Origin of the sequence: Pseudonocardia zijingensis (genome assembly GCF_042657305.1) — a bacterium.
GTDB lineage: Bacteria > Actinomycetota > Actinomycetes > Mycobacteriales > Pseudonocardiaceae > Pseudonocardia > Pseudonocardia zijingensis.
This window is the reverse complement of sequence record NZ_JBHSKO010000016.1, coordinates 104,576-121,124: the sequence shown is the minus strand read 5'-3', so window position 1 is coordinate 121,124 and position 16,549 is coordinate 104,576. Positions and strand designations below refer to the sequence as shown.

The following is a 16,549-nucleotide window of genomic DNA, read 5'->3' as shown; positions in this document are numbered from 1 at the left end:
CGGCGCGTGGTTGCTGACTGGCGAACCGACGGCGTCCGCGTGATCCCCGGCGACGCGCTCGACACGAACACCCCGCAGACGCCCGGGATGCACCGGGCCGCGGCGATCACCGCGGGCCGCGTGGGAGCGCAGCGGTTGTGGGCGGGCACGGTGACCATCCACCCCGGGGCGCGCACGGGCGCCCACCACCACGGCGAGCTGGAAAGCGTGATCTACGTGGTGCGCGGACGGGCGCGGATGCGGTGGGGCGAGCGGCTGGAGTTCACCGCCGAGGCCGGGCCGGGCGGGTTCATCTTCGTGCCGCCGTTCGTGCCGCACCAGGAGATCAACGCGCTCGACGACGAGCCCCTCGAGTGCGTGCTCACGCGCAGCGGGCAGGAGCCGATCGTGGTGAACCTCGACATCGAGGGCGTGGCGCAGCCCGAGCACGTGCCGTGGATCGACCCGACCCACCCGGCACCCTGACCAGCCACGACAGCGGTCACCATGCGAGGGCTGATACCGGCATCCGGTAGTCGAATGACGCGGGTGGCGCGGTCGTGTTGACGTCCGGGGCGGGCTCCGGCGAGGGTCAGCGTGGTGCGCCCCGGCAGGCGGCCGCGGCGCAGGAGGAGAGAAGGACATGGTGGAGTCACCGGACATCGTCCGACCCGACCCCGAGATCGTCGCGGGGCTGGAGCGCATCGGGAGTGCCACGGCCAGCAGCGAGCTCTCCAAGCAGTTCGGCATCCGCAGCGCCCACATCGCCGGTCCGGTGTCCCGGACGCCCGGCGTGTGCGTGGCGGGCCCCGCGCTGACCCTGCAGTGCCTGCCGAAGCGGGAGGACCTCTACCCGGTCGACGAGTACAGCCAGCCGGAGCGGCAGCTGCACCGGCACGTGCTGTACCACACCCAGCCCGGCGACATCGTGGTCGTCGACGCCCGCGGGGACATGACCAGCGGGATCTTCGGCGAGATGATGCTCACCTACTTCGCGGGCCGCGGTGGCAAGGCGATCGTGGTGGACGGGTGCATCCGCGACTTCGGCGAGGCGTCGAAGCTCGGCATCGGCATGTGGCTGCGCGGCACCACGCCCAACTTCCACACCCAGACCGGCATCGTGCCCACCGCGGTGAACGTGCCGGTGGCGTGCGGCGGCACCGTGGTGGAGCCGGGCGACATCATCGTCGCCGACGACGACGGCGCCGTGGTGGTGCCGGCCGCGCTGGCCCCGAAGCTGCTCGAGGTGGCGGGGGAGCACGCCGAGTGGGAGGAGTTCTCCCGCATCAAGCTCGCCGAGGGCGGCGATCTGCGCCGCTACTACCCGCTGTCGGACGAGGCGCGCCCCGAGTACGAGGAGTGGCGGCGGGCCCAGGAGGCCGGGCAGGGCTGACGGGCGCGGATCAGCGCGGGCCGAGCACCGCGGCGCGGATGCGTTCGATGGGTGCCTTCGGCTCGCGCTGATCCGTGAGCAGGCCGTTCGTCTCCTGCAGGGTGTCGGTGAGCTGGGTGTAGCAGCTCCCGGCGAGGAACCCGCTCGCGCGGACGGCGTCGTAGAGGGCGGTGATGCGGGCGATCCAGTCGTCCGCGTCGGCCGCGGCGGTGTAGCCCCAGCCGTCGTCGCGCCGCGCGCCGGGCTGGTAGGCGATGCCGCCGAACTCGGTGAGCATCACCGGGCGGCCCTCGTGGCCGGCCCCGTCGAGCAGGATGCGGCGCCCGGCGGGCCCCATCCCGGCGAGCAGGCGCTCCATCGCGACGGCGTCGGCGTAGGTGCGCGCGAGCGCGGCGCCGTCGCCCTCGTAGTCGTGCACCGTGACGATGTCGGAGTTCTGCTGCTCCCACCCGTCGTTGGACACGACCGGCCGGGTGGGGTCGAGGGCGCGGGTGAGGTCGGTGAGCGCGCGGGAGTAGGCCTGCTGCGCCGGGTCGTCGGCGACGTGCTGGATCCCCCACGACTCGTTGAACGGCACCCAGGTGACGATGCAGGGGTGGGAGGCGTCGCGGTCGACCGCGGCCATCCACTCGCGGGTGAGGCGGTGCACGGCGGTGGGGGAGAACTCGTAGGCGCCGGGCGCCTCGCCCCAGACGAGCAGGCCGAGCCGGTCGGCCCAGTACAGGAACCGCGGGTCCTCGATCTTCTGGTGGATGCGGCAGGCGGTGAACCCGAGTTCCTTGATCAGCTCGACCTCGCGGCGCAGGGCGTCGCGCGACGGTGCGGCGAGGTGGCTGTCGGGCCAGTAGCCCTGGTTGAGCACCGACCGCACGTCGTAGGGCCGCCCGTTGAGCAGGAACGCGCCGCGGTCCACACCCACGGTGCGCAGGCCGAGGTAGGAGCTGACGGCGTCGAGGGCGGTGCCGTCGGCCGCGTGCAGCGAGAGCGCGGCGTCCACCAGCCGCGGCCGCTCCGGCGACCAGGTCAGCTCGTCCTCGGCCTGCCCGTTGCGCTGCCGGGCGATCGGCACCGCGACGTGCACGCTCGTGGCCTCGGCGGGCACGTCGACGTCGAGCGCGCCGAGGTCCGCACCGTGCTCGTCGAACCGCAGCGCGGCCCGCAGGCGCGTACCCGGCGTGGCGCGGCCGCGGAGCAGGACGGTGAGGTCGACGGCGGCGGGGCCTGTGGGCAGCCACCGGACGTGCGCGATGCTCGTGCCCGGCACCGCCTCCAGCCACACGGTCTGCCAGATGCCGGTGGTGCGCCGGTACCAGATGGCGTGGGGGTCCTCGTGCCAGTCCTGCTTGCCGCGGGGCAGGGTGAGGTCGTGCGGGTCGTCCTCGGCGCGCACGACGAGCAGGTGGCCGTCCCCGCCGTCGTCCCCGTGGTCGTGATCGCTGCCGACCAGCGCGGTCACGTCGAGCGTGAACGGCGTGTGGCCGCCCTCGTGCTCCCCGGCGAACCGCCCGTCGACCCACACCTGGGCGCGGTGGTCGACGGCGCCGAAGTGCAGCAGCACCACGGGCGCGTCGGCGCTGCGGCCCGCGGCGGCGAGGTCGGCGTCGGTGATCGTGCGGGCGTACCAGACCACCCGGTGGAAACCGGGTTCGGCGATCCCCGAGGCCACGGACTCGGGCGGGAACGGCACGCGGATCTCCCGCGGGTCCGGCAGGCCCGCGTACCAGCGGTCGGCGAGGCCGGTGTCGGCGTCGTCGTGCCGGAACGACCAGGTGCCGTCGAGGTCGGCCCACGCGGTGCGCATCATCTGCGGCCGGGGGTAGGAGCCGTCCTGGCGGGAGGCGACGGGAAGATCGGCCGGGGCGGGGGCAGCGCTCACACGGGCACTTTATAACGCTACAAAAGGACGGTCCGACCGGTAGGGTGCGAGCGGTGAGGGTGACCCTGCGCGACGTCGCCGCGCGGGCGGGCGTGTCCGTGATGACGGTGTCCAACGTCGTGCGGGGCTACCAGCACGTGAGCCCGGCGACGCGCGGGCGCGTGCAGGCCGCGATCGAGGAGCTCGGCTACCGGCCCAACCTCAGCGGCCGCAGCCTCGCCACCGGCCGCTCCAGCGTCCTCGCGCTCGCGGTGCCCGACCTGCGCCGCCCGTACTTCGCCGAGCTGGCCCACGTGTTCGCCCGCGTGAGCACCGCCCGCGGCTACCGGCTGCTGCTGGAGGAGACCGGCGGCACGGCAGACGGGGAGCGCACCGTGCTGCGCGACCTGGAGGCCGGGGTCGTCGACGGGGTCGTGATCCACCCGCAGGCGCTCACGGCCGTCGAGCTCGACGGGCTGCGCCGCGACACCCCGCTGGTCTTCCTCGGCGAGGACCCGCGCCCGCCCCAGGCGGACCAGGTGGCGATCGACAACGTGGTGGCAGCGCAGGAGGCGCTGGCCCACCTCGTGGCCCTGGGGCGTCGGCGCATCGGCTTCCTGGGCCACGAGATCGGCGCCCCCTCCTGCCCGTCGGCGTTGCGCATCGAGGGCTACCGGAGCGGCCTGGAACGGGCCGGGCTGCCGTTCGACGAGGCGTTGCTCGTGGCCCGCGGCGAGGGCGACGCCATCGGCGCCGAGGCCGCGCTCGGCGCGACGCTGGACGCGGGTCTCGACGTCGACGGCCTGCTGTGCCGCGACGACCTCGCGGCGGTCGGCGCGCTGCGGGCGCTGCAGTGGCGCGGGCTCGCAGTACCGGGCGACGTCGCGGTGGTCGGCTGGGACGCCATCGACCTCGGCGCGAGCACGGTGCCGAGCCTCACCAGCGTGGCACCCGACACCAGGGCCATCGGTGAGCGCGCGCTCGACGTGCTGCTGGAGCGCATGGACGACCCCGGCATCGCCGGCCGGCAGATCACGGTGGGCCACCACATCGTGGTGCGGGAGAGCGCGCCCGCACCGGGATCACCGCCGGTGTCACCGCCCGGCGGCGACCGAGCCGAGCGGCTCCGTGAGCGCGGCAAGGACCGCGTGGGGTAGGGCCGGCGCGCAACTCGGCCGGCCATTCGCGAACCTCGGCCCATCGTTAGCGGGACTCGCCCCGCGGTTCGGGAGGCTCGCGCCCCAGGGGGCGAGTCCCCCGTCTCGCCGGGTGAGTTCCGCGTCCTGCCCGGCGAGTCCTGCGTTCGCGGCGGCGAGTGGCGCCTCCCCGCTGTCAACGAATCATTGACGCCATCGGATCGGCAATCGATCGTTGACGGCAGCAGCCACGACGCCGAACACGGCGCCGGACATGACGGAGCCCCCGCCCCGGGGGAGGGGCGGGGGCTCCGGAAAGGTGCGTCAGCTGCGCAGCATGCCGCGCAGGACGTACTGCATGATCCCGCCGTTGCGGTAGTAGTCCGCCTCACCGGGGGTGTCGATGCGCACGGTGGCGTCGAACTCGATCTTCTCGCCCGACTCCTTGGTGGCTGTGACGTGCACGGTGCGCGGCGTCGAGCCCTCGTCGAGGGCGGTGACCCCGCTGATGTCGAACGTCTCGGTGCCGTCGAGCCCCAGCGAGGAGGCCGACTCGCCCTGCGGGAACTGCAGCGGCAGCACGCCCATGCCGATCAGGTTGGAGCGGTGGATGCGCTCGTAGCTCTCCACGATCACGGCCTTGACGCCGAGGAGCGCGGTGCCCTTGGCGGCCCAGTCGCGCGAGGACCCGGAGCCGTACTCCTTGCCGCCGAGGACGACGAGGGGCGTGCCCTGGGCGGCGTAGTTCTGCGCGGCGTCGTAGATGAACGCCTGCGGCCCGCCGTCCTGGGTGAAGTCGCGGGTGTAGCCGCCCGAGACGCCGTCGAGCAGCAGGTTGCGCAGCCGGATGTTGGCGAACGTGCCGCGGATCATCACCTCGTGGTTGCCGCGGCGGGAGCCGTAGGAGTTGAAGTCCCGCTTCTCGACGCCGTGCTCGCGCAGGTACTGCCCGGCGGGGGAGTCCTCCTTGATGGACCCCGCGGGGGAGATGTGGTCGGTGGTGACCGAGTCGCCCAGCAGCGCGAGCACCCGGGCGCCGGAGATGTCCTGCACGGGCTCCGGCTCCGCCTGCATGCCCTCGAAGTACGGGGGCTTGCGGACGTAGGTGGAGTCGGCGTCCCAGGCGAACGTGTCGCCCTCGGGCGTCGGCAGGGAACGCCACCGCTCGTCACCGGCGAAGACGTCGGCGTAGCGGCCGGTGTACATCTCCTGGCTGATCGCGCTGTCGATCGTGGCCTGCACCTCCTGCGGCGACGGCCAGATGTCGCGCAGGAAGACGTCGTTGCCCTCCGGGTCCTGCCCGAGGGGCTGGGTCTCGAAGTCGAAGTCCATCGTGCCGGCCAGGCCGTACGCGATGACCAGTGGCGGCGAGGCCAGGTAGTTCATCTTGACGTCGGGGTTGATCCGGCCCTCGAAGTTGCGGTTGCCCGACAGGACGGCCGCGACCGCGAGGTCGGCCTCGTTGACCGCCGCGGAGATCTCGTCGGGCAGCGGGCCGGAGTTGCCGATGCACGTGGTGCAGCCGTAGCCGACGAGGTGGTAGCCGAGCTTCTCCAGGTACGGCCACAGGCCGGAACGCTCGTAGTAGTCGGTGACGACCTTCGAGCCCGGCGCCATCGTGGTCTTCACCCACGGCTTGACGGCGAGGCCCTTGTCCACCGCGTTCTTCGCGAGCAGGGCGGCGCCGAGCATCACCGACGGGTTCGACGTGTTGGTGCACGACGTGATGGCGGAGATGACGACGGCGCCGTGGTCGAGCTCGAACGACGTGCCGTCGGCCAGGGTGACCGGGGTCGGGTTGCTCGTGCGGCCGTTGGCGCCGGTCGCCGCGGACACCGCGACGCGCGGGGCGCCGTCGCCGTTGCCGCTGCTGGGTGCGGCCGGGTCGCTGGCCGGGAAGCTCTCCTCGATGGCCTCGTCCACCGCCGAGTGGGTGGTGGCGGCCGCGTCGGGGTCGCGCTCGTCGGGTGCGCTCGCGTAGTCGCCCAGCGCGCTGCGGAACGCCGCCTTGGCCTCGGTCAGCGCGATGCGGTCCTGGGGCCGCTTCGGGCCGGCGATCGAGGGCACGACGGTGGAGAGGTCGAGCTCGAGGGTCTCGGAGAAGACCGGCTCGCGGGACGGGTCGTGCCAGAGGCCCTGCTCCCTGGCGTAGGCCTCGACGAGCTCGACCTGGTCGTCCGGGCGGCCGGTGAACTTCAGGTAGCGGATCGTCTCGTCGTCGATCGGGAAGATCGCCGCCGTGGAGCCGAACTCGGGGCTCATGTTGCCGATCGTGGCGCGGTTGGCCAGCGGCACGGCGCCGACGCCCTCGCCGTAGAACTCGACGAACTTCCCGACCACGCCGTGGCGGCGCAGCATCTCGGTGATCGTCAGGACCACGTCGGTGGCGGTGGCGCCGGCCGGGATCTCGCCGGTGAGCTTGAAGCCGACGACGCGGGGGATGAGCATCGAGACGGGCTGGCCGAGCATGGCCGCCTCGGCCTCGATGCCGCCGACGCCCCAGCCGAGCACGCCGAGCCCGTTGACCATGGTGGTGTGCGAGTCGGTGCCGACGAGGGTGTCGGGGTAGGCCTGCCCGCCCCGCGTCATGACCACCCGCGCGAGGTACTCGATGTTGACCTGGTGCACGATGCCGGTGCCGGGCGGCACGACCTTGAACTCGCTGAAGGCGCCCTGGCCCCAGCGCAGGAACTGGTAGCGCTCGCGGTTGCGCTGGTACTCCAGCTCGACGTTGCGCTCGAAGGCGTCGGGCCGGCCGAAGAGGTCGGCGATCACCGAGTGGTCGATCACGAGCTCGGCCGGGGCGAGCGGGTTGACCTTGGCCGGGTCACCGCCCAGCTCGGTGACGGCCTCGCGCATCGTGGCGAGGTCGACCACGCACGGCACGCCGGTGAAGTCCTGCATCACCACGCGCCCGGGCGTGAACTGGATCTCGGTGTCCGGCTCGGCGGTGGGGTCCCAGCCCGCGAGCGCGCGGATGTGGTCGGCGGTGACGTTGGCACCGTCCTCGGTGCGCAGGAGGTTCTCGAGGAGCACCTTGAGGCTGAACGGGAGCCGCTCGGCGCCGTCGACGGCGGACAGCCGGAAGATCTCGTGCTCGGCCCCGCCGGCCTGGATGGTTCCTCTCGCTCCGAAGCTGTCCGGGCTGGTCACGTCGTTGTCCTCCTGGCGGTGGTGGGCGCTTCGATCGGGTTGCCCGGAGTCTCGCGCACCGACACGTCGGCGGTGCGACAGGGCCCCGCACCTCAAACAGTACGCTTGTCCTGCTAGCCGGTCGACCCGGCCCCCGCTCCACCGAAGTGGTGGAAGTTGCGCCCGTTACGGGTGTGGCTACGGGTGCATTCGCGCCGGGAGTGGCACAGTGCCATCGCTCGCAGCGATCACTCTCTCGCGACGGGATGGAGGTCGGGTCTCGTGCGGCTCGCGCGGTATCGCCACGCGCTGGTGCTGACCCTGCTCGTGGCCCTGTTCGTCGGGGCGGCGGGCGGCACGGCCGGCGCCCAGGAGCCCGCGCCGCCTCCGAACCCCAGCGACGACGAGCTGCAGCGCAGCCGCTCCGCCGTGGACGCGCGGGCGGGGGAGGTGGCCCGCCTGACCGCGGAGCTCGCCGAGCTCGACGCCCGGGCCGACGACCTGCAGGCCGAGCTCGCGGCGCAGCGCGAGACCGCGGAGGCGGCACTCGTGGGCCTGCAGGCGGCGCAGGACGCGGCCACGGCGGCAGGGGAGCGGGCGGCCGCGGCGCGGATCGAGACGCAGGCCGCCACCGTCGCGATCGACGAGGCGCGGGCCCGGCTCGACGAGATCGTCTCCACGACGTACCTGCAGGGGCTCGACGCCGGCCCGCTCGGGATGCTCACCGAGGCGACGAGCCCGGAGGACCTGCTCGCGCGCGCGGAGTTCACGGACCTGGTGGCGCGCAACCAGCTGCAGGCCCAGGAGGGCCTGGAACGCGCCCGCGTCGACAAGGCCAACGCCGACTCCGCCGCGCGGGCGGCCCTCGACGAGGCCAAGCGGGCCGAGGCCGAGGCCGCGGCCGCGAAGGAGGCGGCCGACGAGGCGGTGGCGGCAGCCCAGGCGGCCGCGCGGGCCCAGGCGGAGAAGCTCGCGCAGGTGGCGGAGCAGCGGGCCGGGGTGCAGCGCAAGCTGGATGCCGCCGAGGCCGCCGACGCGGGCCTGCGCGCGCAGCGGCAGCGCTTCACCGAGTGGCAGCGCCGCGTCGAGGCGGAGCGGGCCGCGCGGGAGCGGGCCGACCGCGACGCCGCGGCCGCCCGGGTGGCCGCGGCCGGCCATGGGAACCTGCGGGGCAGCGCGGCCGTGCAGCGCGTGATCGACCGGGCGATGTCGCAGGTCGGCGTGCAGTACGTCTGGGGTGGCGGCAACGGCCGCGGCCCGAGCACCGGCATCCCCGACGCGTTCGGCTCGCCGCTGAACCGCGTCGGCTTCGACTGCTCCGGCCTCATGCAGTACGCGTTCAGCGGGGTGGGCGTGTCCCTGCCGCGGGTGAGCCGCAACCAGTTCCACGCGGGCGAGCAGGTGCCGGTCTCCGCGATCCGCCCGGGCGACATGGTCTTCTACCGCAACGGCGGGGCGCCCATCCACCACGTCGCGATGTACATCGGCGACGGCAAGATGATCGAGGCGCCCTACACCGGCGCCAACGTCCGCGTGGTGCCGCTGCGGACCAGGGGCCTGCTGCCCGAGGCCACCAGGGTGCTCTGAGGCGGGCCACCCCCTGCCCCGGTATGCCGGCAAGGTGGCCTTACTGGCGTAATCGGCCAGCAAAGCCACCTTGCCGGCATACCGGTGGGCCCCGGGAGCCGCGGCGGCCTGTCAGGCCGCCCTCCTTCACTGTCAATGAATCATTGACGCCTTCCGATCGTCCACCTTTCGTTGACCGTCCGCCGCTCCGCGGCGACGATCAACGAGGAGGCGGAGGCCCCGGTTCACGGCCGTCTCACGGGCGGACCGGTGGAATGGGGCGCGTGAGCGTGCAGGAGTCCGTCCCGAGCCCGGCCACCGAGGGGGAGCGCCTCGAGCGCATCGTCTTCGAGATCAAGCGGGTGATCGTCGGTCAGGACCGGTTGGTCGAGCGGATGCTCGTCGGCCTCCTGGCCCGCGGCCACCTGCTCCTCGAGGGCGTGCCCGGCGTGGCGAAGACCCTCGCCGTCGAGACGGTCGCGAAGGTGGTGGGTGGCAGCTTCGCGCGCCTGCAGTTCACCCCGGACCTGGTGCCTGCCGACATCCTCGGCACCCGCATCTACCGGCAGGGGCGGGAGGAGTTCGACGTCGAGCTCGGCCCGGTGGTGGCCAACTTCGTGCTCGCCGACGAGATCAACCGTGCGCCGGCGAAGGTGCAGTCGGCGATGCTCGAGGTGATGGCCGAGCGCCACCTGTCGATCGGCGGCCGCACGTACCCGATGCCCGACCCGTTCCTCGTGCTCGCCACGCAGAACCCCATCGAGAACGAGGGCGTGTACCCGCTGCCGGAGGCGCAGCGCGACCGGTTCCTCTTCAAGATCATCGTCGAGTACCCGGGCGTGGAGGAGGAGCGGGAGATCGTCTACCGGATGGGGGCGGAGCCGCCCGTCGCCCAGCAGGTGATCGACCCCGCCGAGCTCATCCGCCTGCAGACGGTGGCCAACCGCGTGTTCGTGCACCACGCGCTCGTCGACTACGTCGTGCGCCTGGTCGTCGCCACGCGCACCCCGGCCGAGCACGGGCTGTCCGACATCGCGGGCTGGGTGTCCTACGGCGCGTCGCCCCGCGCCACTCTGGGCATCGTGAGCGCGTCGCGGGCGCTCGCGCTGATCCGCGGCCGCGACTACGTGCTGCCGCAGGACGTGCTCGACGTGGCGCCCGACGTGCTGCGCCACCGGCTCGTGCTGTCGTACGACGCCGTGGCCGACCAGGTGCCGATGGACCACATCATCTCCCGGGTGCTCGCCACCGTGCCGTTGCCGCAGGTGAGCGCGCGGCCCCAGAGCACCCCCGCGGCCTTCCCGGCGGGTAGCTCGGCGTGAGCCGTCCCGACGTCCGCGAGAACGGCCCGCCCGGGGCCGGTGGCACGGACGGGAGCAGCCCGCCCGTGCGTCGCCGTCCGCCGGTCACGGCGCCGTCGTTCCGCGACGGCCGGATGGAGGCCTCGCTGCGCACGCTGGAGCTCACCGTGCGGGGCCGCCTCGACGGTCTGTTGCAGGGCAACCACCTCGGCCTGGTGCCGGGGCCGGGCAGTGAGCCGGGGGAGTCGCGGCTCTACATCCCCGGTGACGACGTGCGGCACATGGACTGGGCCGTCACGGCCCGCACCACCTCGCCGCACGTCCGGGAGACGATGGCCGACCGCGAGCTGGAGACGTGGGTCGTGATGGACCTGTCGGCCAGCCTCGACTTCGGCACGGCCGCGTGCGAGAAACGCGACCTGGCCATCGCCGCGCTCGCGGCCGTCACCCACCTCACCCGCGGCGGCGGCAACCGGATCGGCGTGCTGGTCGCCACGGGGGAGAAGCTCGTGCGCATGCCGGCGCGCGGCGGACTGGCCCACGCGCAGGGCATGCTGCGGCGCGTCGCCAGCACCCCGCGCGCGGCCGAGGGCACCCGCGGCGACCTGGCCGCGGCGATCGAGCAGCTGCGCAGGCCGCCGCGCAGGCGCGGGCTGGCGGTCGTGATCTCGGACTTCCTCGGCGAGCCGGAGTGGGAGCGCCCGCTGCGGGCGCTCTCGGCCCGCCACGAGCTGCTCGCGGTCGAGGTGCTGGACCCGCGGGAGCTGGAGCTGCCCGACGTCGGCACGGTCGTGCTGGCCGACCCGGAGACGGGGCGGCAGCGCGAGGTGACGATCACCCCGCTGCTGGCGCGCGAGTTCGCCGCGGCGGCGGCCGAGCACCGCGAGCAGGTGGCGGCCACGCTGCGCCGCTGCGGCGCCGCGCACCTCACCCTGCGCACCGACTCGGACTGGATCGCCGACGTCGTGCGGTTCGTCCTCGCCCGCAAGCGCGCCTGGTCCGGAGGGCGGTAGATGTTCTCGCACCCGTGGTGGCTGCTGCTGCTCGTCGTGGTGGCTGCGCTGGTGGCCGGATACCTGGTGTTGCTGCGCAGGCGCCGCCGCGACACGGTCCGGTTCACCAACCTGGAGCTGCTCGACCGCGTCGCCCCGAATCGGCAGGGCTGGTACCGGCACCTGCCGGCGGCTGCAATGATCGTCGCGCTCACCGTGCTCACGATCGCGCTCGCAGGCCCCCAGGCCGAGGCACGGGTGCCGCGCAACCGTGCCACCGTGGTGCTGGTGGTCGACGTGTCGCTGTCGATGCAGGCCACCGACGTCGAGCCCACGCGGCTGGCCGCCGCCCAGGCCGCGGCCAAGGACTTCGCACAGCAGCTCACGCCGGGCATCAACCTGGGCCTCGTGTCGTTCGCCGGCACGGCGGCCGTGCTGGTGTCGCCCACTGTCGAGCGCGAGCCGGTCACGCGTGCGATCGACGGGTTGAAGCTGTCGGAGTCCACGGCCACGGGGGAGGCGATCTTCGCGGCGCTGCAGTCGGTGGAGACGTTCTCGCAGTCCATCGCCGGGGCGTCGGCCGAGGGACCGCCGCCCGCCCGGATCGTGCTGATGAGCGACGGCAAGCAGACCGTGCCCGGCGGGGTCATGCCGGAGGAGGAGCCGCGGGGGGCGTTCACGGCGGCCCGGGCGGCGGCCGAGACCGGCATCCCGGTCTCCACGATCTCCTTCGGCACCGACTACGGCACGATCGAGATCAACCCGGGTGAGCGCACCCCGGTGGCGGTCGACAACGCGTCGATGCGCCAGATCGCCGACCTGTCCGGCGGCCAGTTCTTCACCGCCACGAGCGAGGGCGAGCTGCGGCAGGTGTACGCCGACCTGTCCGAGCAGATCGGTTACGAGGTGCGCCGGGTCGACGTGAGCAGGCCGTGGCTGGCCGGCGGCGCGCTGCTGCTGGTGGTGGGTCTGGGCGCGGGAATCGGCCTGGGCCGGCGCCTGCCCTGAGGGCGGTGGAGCGCGCGGCGGGCGCTCGTGGTTGACTGGTGGCAGGTCGTTCGGTTTCGGTGATCGTGTCCAGTGCACGCCGCAGGGATCTGACTCGGGCCACGGAGGCCGGCATCACAGGGATGTCCTTCCGTCGCCGCCGAGTTCGGCCGGGCTCCGCACAAGGCGGGCCCCAGCAACCTGCGAGGAGCAGAGCTATGGCACAGGGAACCGTGAAGTGGTTCAACGGCGAGAAGGGTTTCGGCTTCATCGCCACCGACGGTGGCGGGGCTGACGTCTTCGTGCACTACTCCGAGATCGACGCCGCCGGGTTCCGCAGCCTCGACGAGGGGCAGCGCGTGGAGTTCGAGGTGGGCCAGGGCGCCAAGGGCCCCCAGGCCACCGGTGTGCGCGTCATCTGACGCACTGCGCTGACGACGGGAGCCCGCCCCCTGCTGGGGGCGGGCTCCCGTCTTTCGTGGTGCAGGTGCGACGCAGTGCGGGAGCCTCCGCCACCGCGTAGCGTCGCGGGTGCCCGGCCGGCCCACAGCAGGGAGAGGCACGTGCAGCGTCCCGAGGTCGTCGATCTCCTCGTCCCGCTCGACCGGCAGACCCCGTGACCGGCGCACGCTCACGCGAGCGTGACGTGAGCGGTGCCGTCGATCCGGTGCGCGCCTACCTCCAGCGCATCGGCAAGGTCGCGTTGCTGACGGCCGCGGAGGAGGTCGAGCTCGCGAAGCGGATCGAGGTGGGGGTCTACGCCGCGCGCCGGCTCACCCACCCCGACGCCGACCTCGCGAGCGCCGTCGTCCCCCGCCGGGACCTGCAGTGGCTGGCCCGCGACGGGGACCGGGCCCGGACGCGGCTCGTGGAGGCCAACCTGCGGTTGGTGGCGTCCGTGGCGAAGCGGTACGCGGGTCGGGGCATGCCCTTCCTCGACCTCGTCCAGGAGGGCAACATCGGCCTGATCCGCGCGGTCGAGAAGTTCGACTACGCCAAGGGCTACAAGTTCTCCACCTACGCCACCTGGTGGATCCGCCAGGCGGTCGGCCGGGCGATGGCCGACAAACGCCGCATGATCCGCCTCCCGGCGCACGTCGCGGAGGCCGTCTCGAAGCTCACGCGGCAGCACCGTGTGCTCGTCGTCCGGCTGGGCCGCGAGCCCACCGCGGCCGACCTGGCGCTGGAGCTGGGGATGACGGTGGAGCAGGTGGTGGAGATCCAGCGCCTCGCCCGGGAGCCGGTATCCCTCGACGATTCCGTCGGGTACGAGGGCGACGCCAGCATCGGCGACCTGATCGAGGACACCGGCGCGGTGGTCGCTGCCGACGCCGCGGCGGCGGTGCTGCTGCGGGCCGAGATCGGTGCCGTGCTCGCGACGCTGACCGAGCGGGAGGCGGCCATCGTGCGCCTGCGCTTCGGGTTCACGGGTGGGCGGCCCCACACGCTGGAGGAGGTCAGCCGGGTGCACGGCGTCACCCGGGAGCGGATCCGGCAGATCGAGGCCAGGACGATGGCGAAGCTGCGCCATCCGTCCCGGGCGACCCGCCTGCGCGATTACCTGATCTGACCGGCTGATCTGACCCGCCGAGCCTGGCTCGCTCGCGGACGGCCGGGCCCCATAGGGTGGGCGCGTGGGACGCAGCGTGCTGGTGACCGGAGGCAACCGGGGGATCGGGCTCGCGATCGCGAAGGCGTTCGCGGCACAGGGCGACCAGGTGGCCGTGACCCATCGAAGCGGCGCGGAGGGGCTGCCGGGCGAGCTCCTCCCGGTGCAGTGCGACGTCACCGACGCCGCCGCGGTCGACGCCGCCTTCACCGAGGTGGAGGAGAAGCACGGCCCGGTGCAGGTGCTCGTGTCGAACGCCGGGATGAACGACGACACGCTGCTCATGCGGATGAGCGAGGAGTCGTTCACGAAGGTGATCGACGCCAACCTCACCGCCGCCTACCGGGTGGCGAAGCGCGCGTCGCGCGGCATGCTGCGGGCCAAGTCGGGCCGGATGATCTTCATCTCCAGCGTGGTGGGTCTCACCGGCTCGGCGGGCCAGGTGAACTACGCGGCGTCCAAGGCCGGGCTCGTCGGTCTCGCCCGTTCGGTCGCGCGCGAGCTGGGGTCGCGTGGCATCACGGCGAACGTCGTGGCGCCCGGGTTCGTCGACACCGACATGACCCGCGCCCTGCCCGACGCGCGCCGCGCGGAGATCCTCGGTCAGGTCCCGCTCGGCCGCTACGCCGACGCCGACGAGATCGCCTCGGCGGTCACGTGGCTGGGCTCCGACGGCGCCGGGTACGTCACCGGTGCGGTCATCCCGGTCGACGGCGGCCTCGGCATGGGCCACTGATCTTCCCTCCACCCCTTCACGAGAGGCTTCCATGGGACTGCTCGACGGCAAACGCCTGCTCATCACCGGTGTGATCACCGACGCGTCGCTGGCCTTCCACGTGGCGCGGGTGGCGCAGGAGCAGGGTGCGCAGGTGGTGCTCACCGGGTTCGGCCGGCTGCGGCTGGTGGAGCGGATCGCGCAGCGGCTGCCCCAGCCCGCGCCCGTCGTCGAGCTGGACGTGGCCAACCAGGAGCACCTGGACACCCTCGTCGAGCGGGTCTCGCCGCACCTCGGTGACAACCCCGGGCTGGACGGGGTGCTGCACTCGATCGGCTTCGCGCCGGCCTCGTGCCTGGGTGAGGGTGCCTTCATGGGCGCGCCGTGGGAGGACGTCGCGCAGACGATCCAGGTGAGCGCCTACTCGTTCAAGTCGCTGTCCACGGCGCTGCTGCCGCTGCTCGGCCCGGGCAGCTCGATCGTCGGGATGGATTTCGACAACCGGCAGGCCTGGCCGGCCTACGACTGGATGGGCGTCGCGAAGTCCACGCTGGAGTCGGTCACCCGGTACCTGGCGCGCGACCTCGGGCCCCAGGGCATCCGGGTGAACCTGTGCGCCGCGGGCCCGGTGCGCACGATGGCCGCCAAGTCGATCCCCGGCTTCGCCGCGTTCGAGGACGCGTGGGACGGCCGGGCCCCGCTCGGCTGGGACGTCAACGACCCGCTGCCGGTGGCCAAGACCGTCTGCGCGATGCTCTCGGACTGGATGCCGGCCACCACGGGCTCGATGGTGTGGGCCGACGGCGGCTTCCACGCCGTGGGTGTCTAATGCCTGCGTGACAGAGTTCGACGCCCTGCTGGTGCTGTCGTTCGGCGGCCCGGAGGGCCCCGCCGACGTGCGCCCCTTCCTCGAGAACGTCGTGCGCGGCCGTGGGGTGCCGCCCGAGCGGCTGGACGCCGTCGAGGAGCACTACCAGCACTTCGGTGGCGTCAGCCCGCTCAACGCGCGCAACCGGGAGATCATCGCGGCGGTGCGGGAGCGCATCGAGCTACCGGTGTACTTCGGCAACCGCAACTGGCACCCGATGGTGGAGGACACGGTCGCGGAGATGGCCCGCGACGGGGTGCGCCGCGCGCTCGTGTTCGCCACCAGCGCCTACGGCGGTTACTCGGCCTGCCGGCAGTACCACGAGGACATCGCCCGCGCGCGCAAGGCGGTGGGGGAGGGCGCGCCGGAGCTGGTGAAGCTGCGCCACTTCTTCGACCACCCGCTGTCCGTCGCCGCCAACGCCGACGCCGTGCGCGCGGCCCGGGCCACGCTGCCCGCCGAGGTGCGCGACGTCGCGCGGCTGGTGTTCACGGCCCACTCGGTGCCCACCGCCGCCGATGCCGCGGCCGGCCCGCCCGAGGAGGGCGGGCACCGGTACTCCCGGCAGATCGCGGAGGCCGCCCGGCTGGTGGCCGCCGAGCTGGGCGAGCCGGAACACGACGTGGTGTGGCAGTCGCGGTCGGGGCCGCCGCAGGTGCCCTGGCTGGAGCCGGACATCGTCGACCACATCGACGCCCTGCACGCCCGCGGCGTGCCCGCGGTGGTGGTGTCGCCGATCGGCTTCGTGTCCGACCACGTCGAGGTGATCTGGGACCTCGACACGGAGGCCCGCGAGCGCGCCGAGGAGCTGGGGATGGGCTTCGCCCGGGCGGCGACGGCCGGGCCGGACCCGCGGTTCGCCGACATGGTGGCCGAGCTCGTGGCCGAGCACACCCACGACGCCGCCCCGCGTGCGCTGGGCGGGGTGCCGGCCGGCTGCGCCACGGCGAACGGCGCACCGTGCGCCGTGGACTGCTGCGTGCCCGCGCGCCGGCCGGTCCGCCCCGAGTGAGCCC

General features: G+C 73.4%; 13 protein-coding genes and 1 pseudogene. 12 read left to right on the top strand and 2 right to left on the bottom strand.

What is annotated here, in order from left to right; all coding sequences use genetic code 11:
- Window positions 1-6: 6 nt before the first annotated feature.
- Window positions 7-465 (top strand): cupin domain-containing protein, encoded by a 459-nt coding sequence (locus tag ACFPL3_RS27110; RefSeq protein WP_343943329.1) that lies wholly within the window; start codon window positions 7-9, stop codon window positions 463-465.
- 157 nt (window positions 466-622) lie between these two features.
- Window positions 623-1,372 (top strand): ribonuclease activity regulator RraA, encoded by a 750-nt coding sequence (locus tag ACFPL3_RS27105; protein ID WP_343943330.1) that lies wholly within the window; start codon window positions 623-625, stop codon window positions 1,370-1,372.
- 10 nt (window positions 1,373-1,382) lie between these two features.
- Here ACFPL3_RS27105 and ACFPL3_RS27100 read toward each other — a convergent pair whose 3' ends face one another.
- Window positions 1,383-3,248, bottom strand: coding sequence for a glycoside hydrolase family 2 TIM barrel-domain containing protein (locus ACFPL3_RS27100; protein ID WP_343943331.1), 1,866 nt, complete (start codon window positions 3,246-3,248; stop codon window positions 1,383-1,385).
- 53 nt (window positions 3,249-3,301) lie between these two features.
- Here ACFPL3_RS27100 and ACFPL3_RS27095 point away from each other — a divergent pair, with 53 nt between their 5' ends.
- A complete protein-coding gene (locus ACFPL3_RS27095) occupies window positions 3,302-4,384 on the top strand; it encodes a LacI family DNA-binding transcriptional regulator (RefSeq protein WP_343943332.1) in 1,083 nt (360 codons plus the stop codon).
- 303 nt (window positions 4,385-4,687) lie between these two features.
- Here ACFPL3_RS27095 and ACFPL3_RS27090 read toward each other — a convergent pair whose 3' ends face one another.
- On the bottom strand, window positions 4,688-7,516 hold the full coding sequence (locus ACFPL3_RS27090; RefSeq protein WP_343943333.1) for an aconitate hydratase: 2,829 nt from the start codon (window positions 7,514-7,516) through the stop codon (window positions 4,688-4,690).
- 261 nt (window positions 7,517-7,777) lie between these two features.
- On the opposite strand from ACFPL3_RS27090, the gene ACFPL3_RS27085 reads away from it, so the two are divergent.
- From ACFPL3_RS27085 to ACFPL3_RS27045, 9 genes and pseudogenes are all read left to right on the top strand, one after another.
- Window positions 7,778-9,082, top strand: coding sequence for a C40 family peptidase (locus tag ACFPL3_RS27085; protein ID WP_379589710.1), 1,305 nt, complete (start codon window positions 7,778-7,780; stop codon window positions 9,080-9,082).
- Window positions 9,083-9,345: 263 nt separating this feature from the next.
- Window positions 9,346-10,383, top strand: coding sequence for an AAA family ATPase (locus ACFPL3_RS27080; protein ID WP_343938105.1), 1,038 nt, complete (start codon window positions 9,346-9,348; stop codon window positions 10,381-10,383).
- A gap of 113 nt (window positions 10,384-10,496) precedes the next feature.
- The gene (locus tag ACFPL3_RS27075; RefSeq protein ID WP_343938161.1) at window positions 10,497-11,375 is read left to right on the top strand and encodes a DUF58 domain-containing protein; all 879 of its coding nucleotides are present in this window, start codon (window positions 10,497-10,499) and stop codon (window positions 11,373-11,375) included.
- Window positions 11,376-12,362 (top strand): VWA domain-containing protein, encoded by a 987-nt coding sequence (locus ACFPL3_RS27070; protein ID WP_343938107.1) that lies wholly within the window; start codon window positions 11,376-11,378, stop codon window positions 12,360-12,362.
- Between the two features lie 197 nt (window positions 12,363-12,559).
- A complete protein-coding gene (locus tag ACFPL3_RS27065) occupies window positions 12,560-12,763 on the top strand; it encodes a cold-shock protein (RefSeq protein ID WP_343938109.1) in 204 nt (67 codons plus the stop codon).
- A gap of 212 nt (window positions 12,764-12,975) precedes the next feature.
- Window positions 12,976-13,911, top strand: a pseudogene (locus ACFPL3_RS27060) (RNA polymerase sigma factor); the annotation flags it as partial.
- Between the two features lie 64 nt (window positions 13,912-13,975).
- The gene (fabG, locus tag ACFPL3_RS27055; protein WP_343938111.1) at window positions 13,976-14,686 is read left to right on the top strand and encodes a 3-oxoacyl-ACP reductase FabG; all 711 of its coding nucleotides are present in this window, start codon (window positions 13,976-13,978) and stop codon (window positions 14,684-14,686) included.
- A 31-nt stretch (window positions 14,687-14,717) separates the two neighbouring features.
- Window positions 14,718-15,494, top strand: a complete 777-nt coding sequence (fabI, locus tag ACFPL3_RS27050) for an enoyl-ACP reductase FabI (RefSeq protein WP_343938113.1) — start codon at window positions 14,718-14,720, stop codon at window positions 15,492-15,494.
- A gap of 7 nt (window positions 15,495-15,501) precedes the next feature.
- Window positions 15,502-16,545 (top strand): ferrochelatase, encoded by a 1,044-nt coding sequence (locus ACFPL3_RS27045; protein WP_343938115.1) that lies wholly within the window; start codon window positions 15,502-15,504, stop codon window positions 16,543-16,545.
- The last annotated feature ends 4 nt before the right edge of the window (window positions 16,546-16,549 follow it).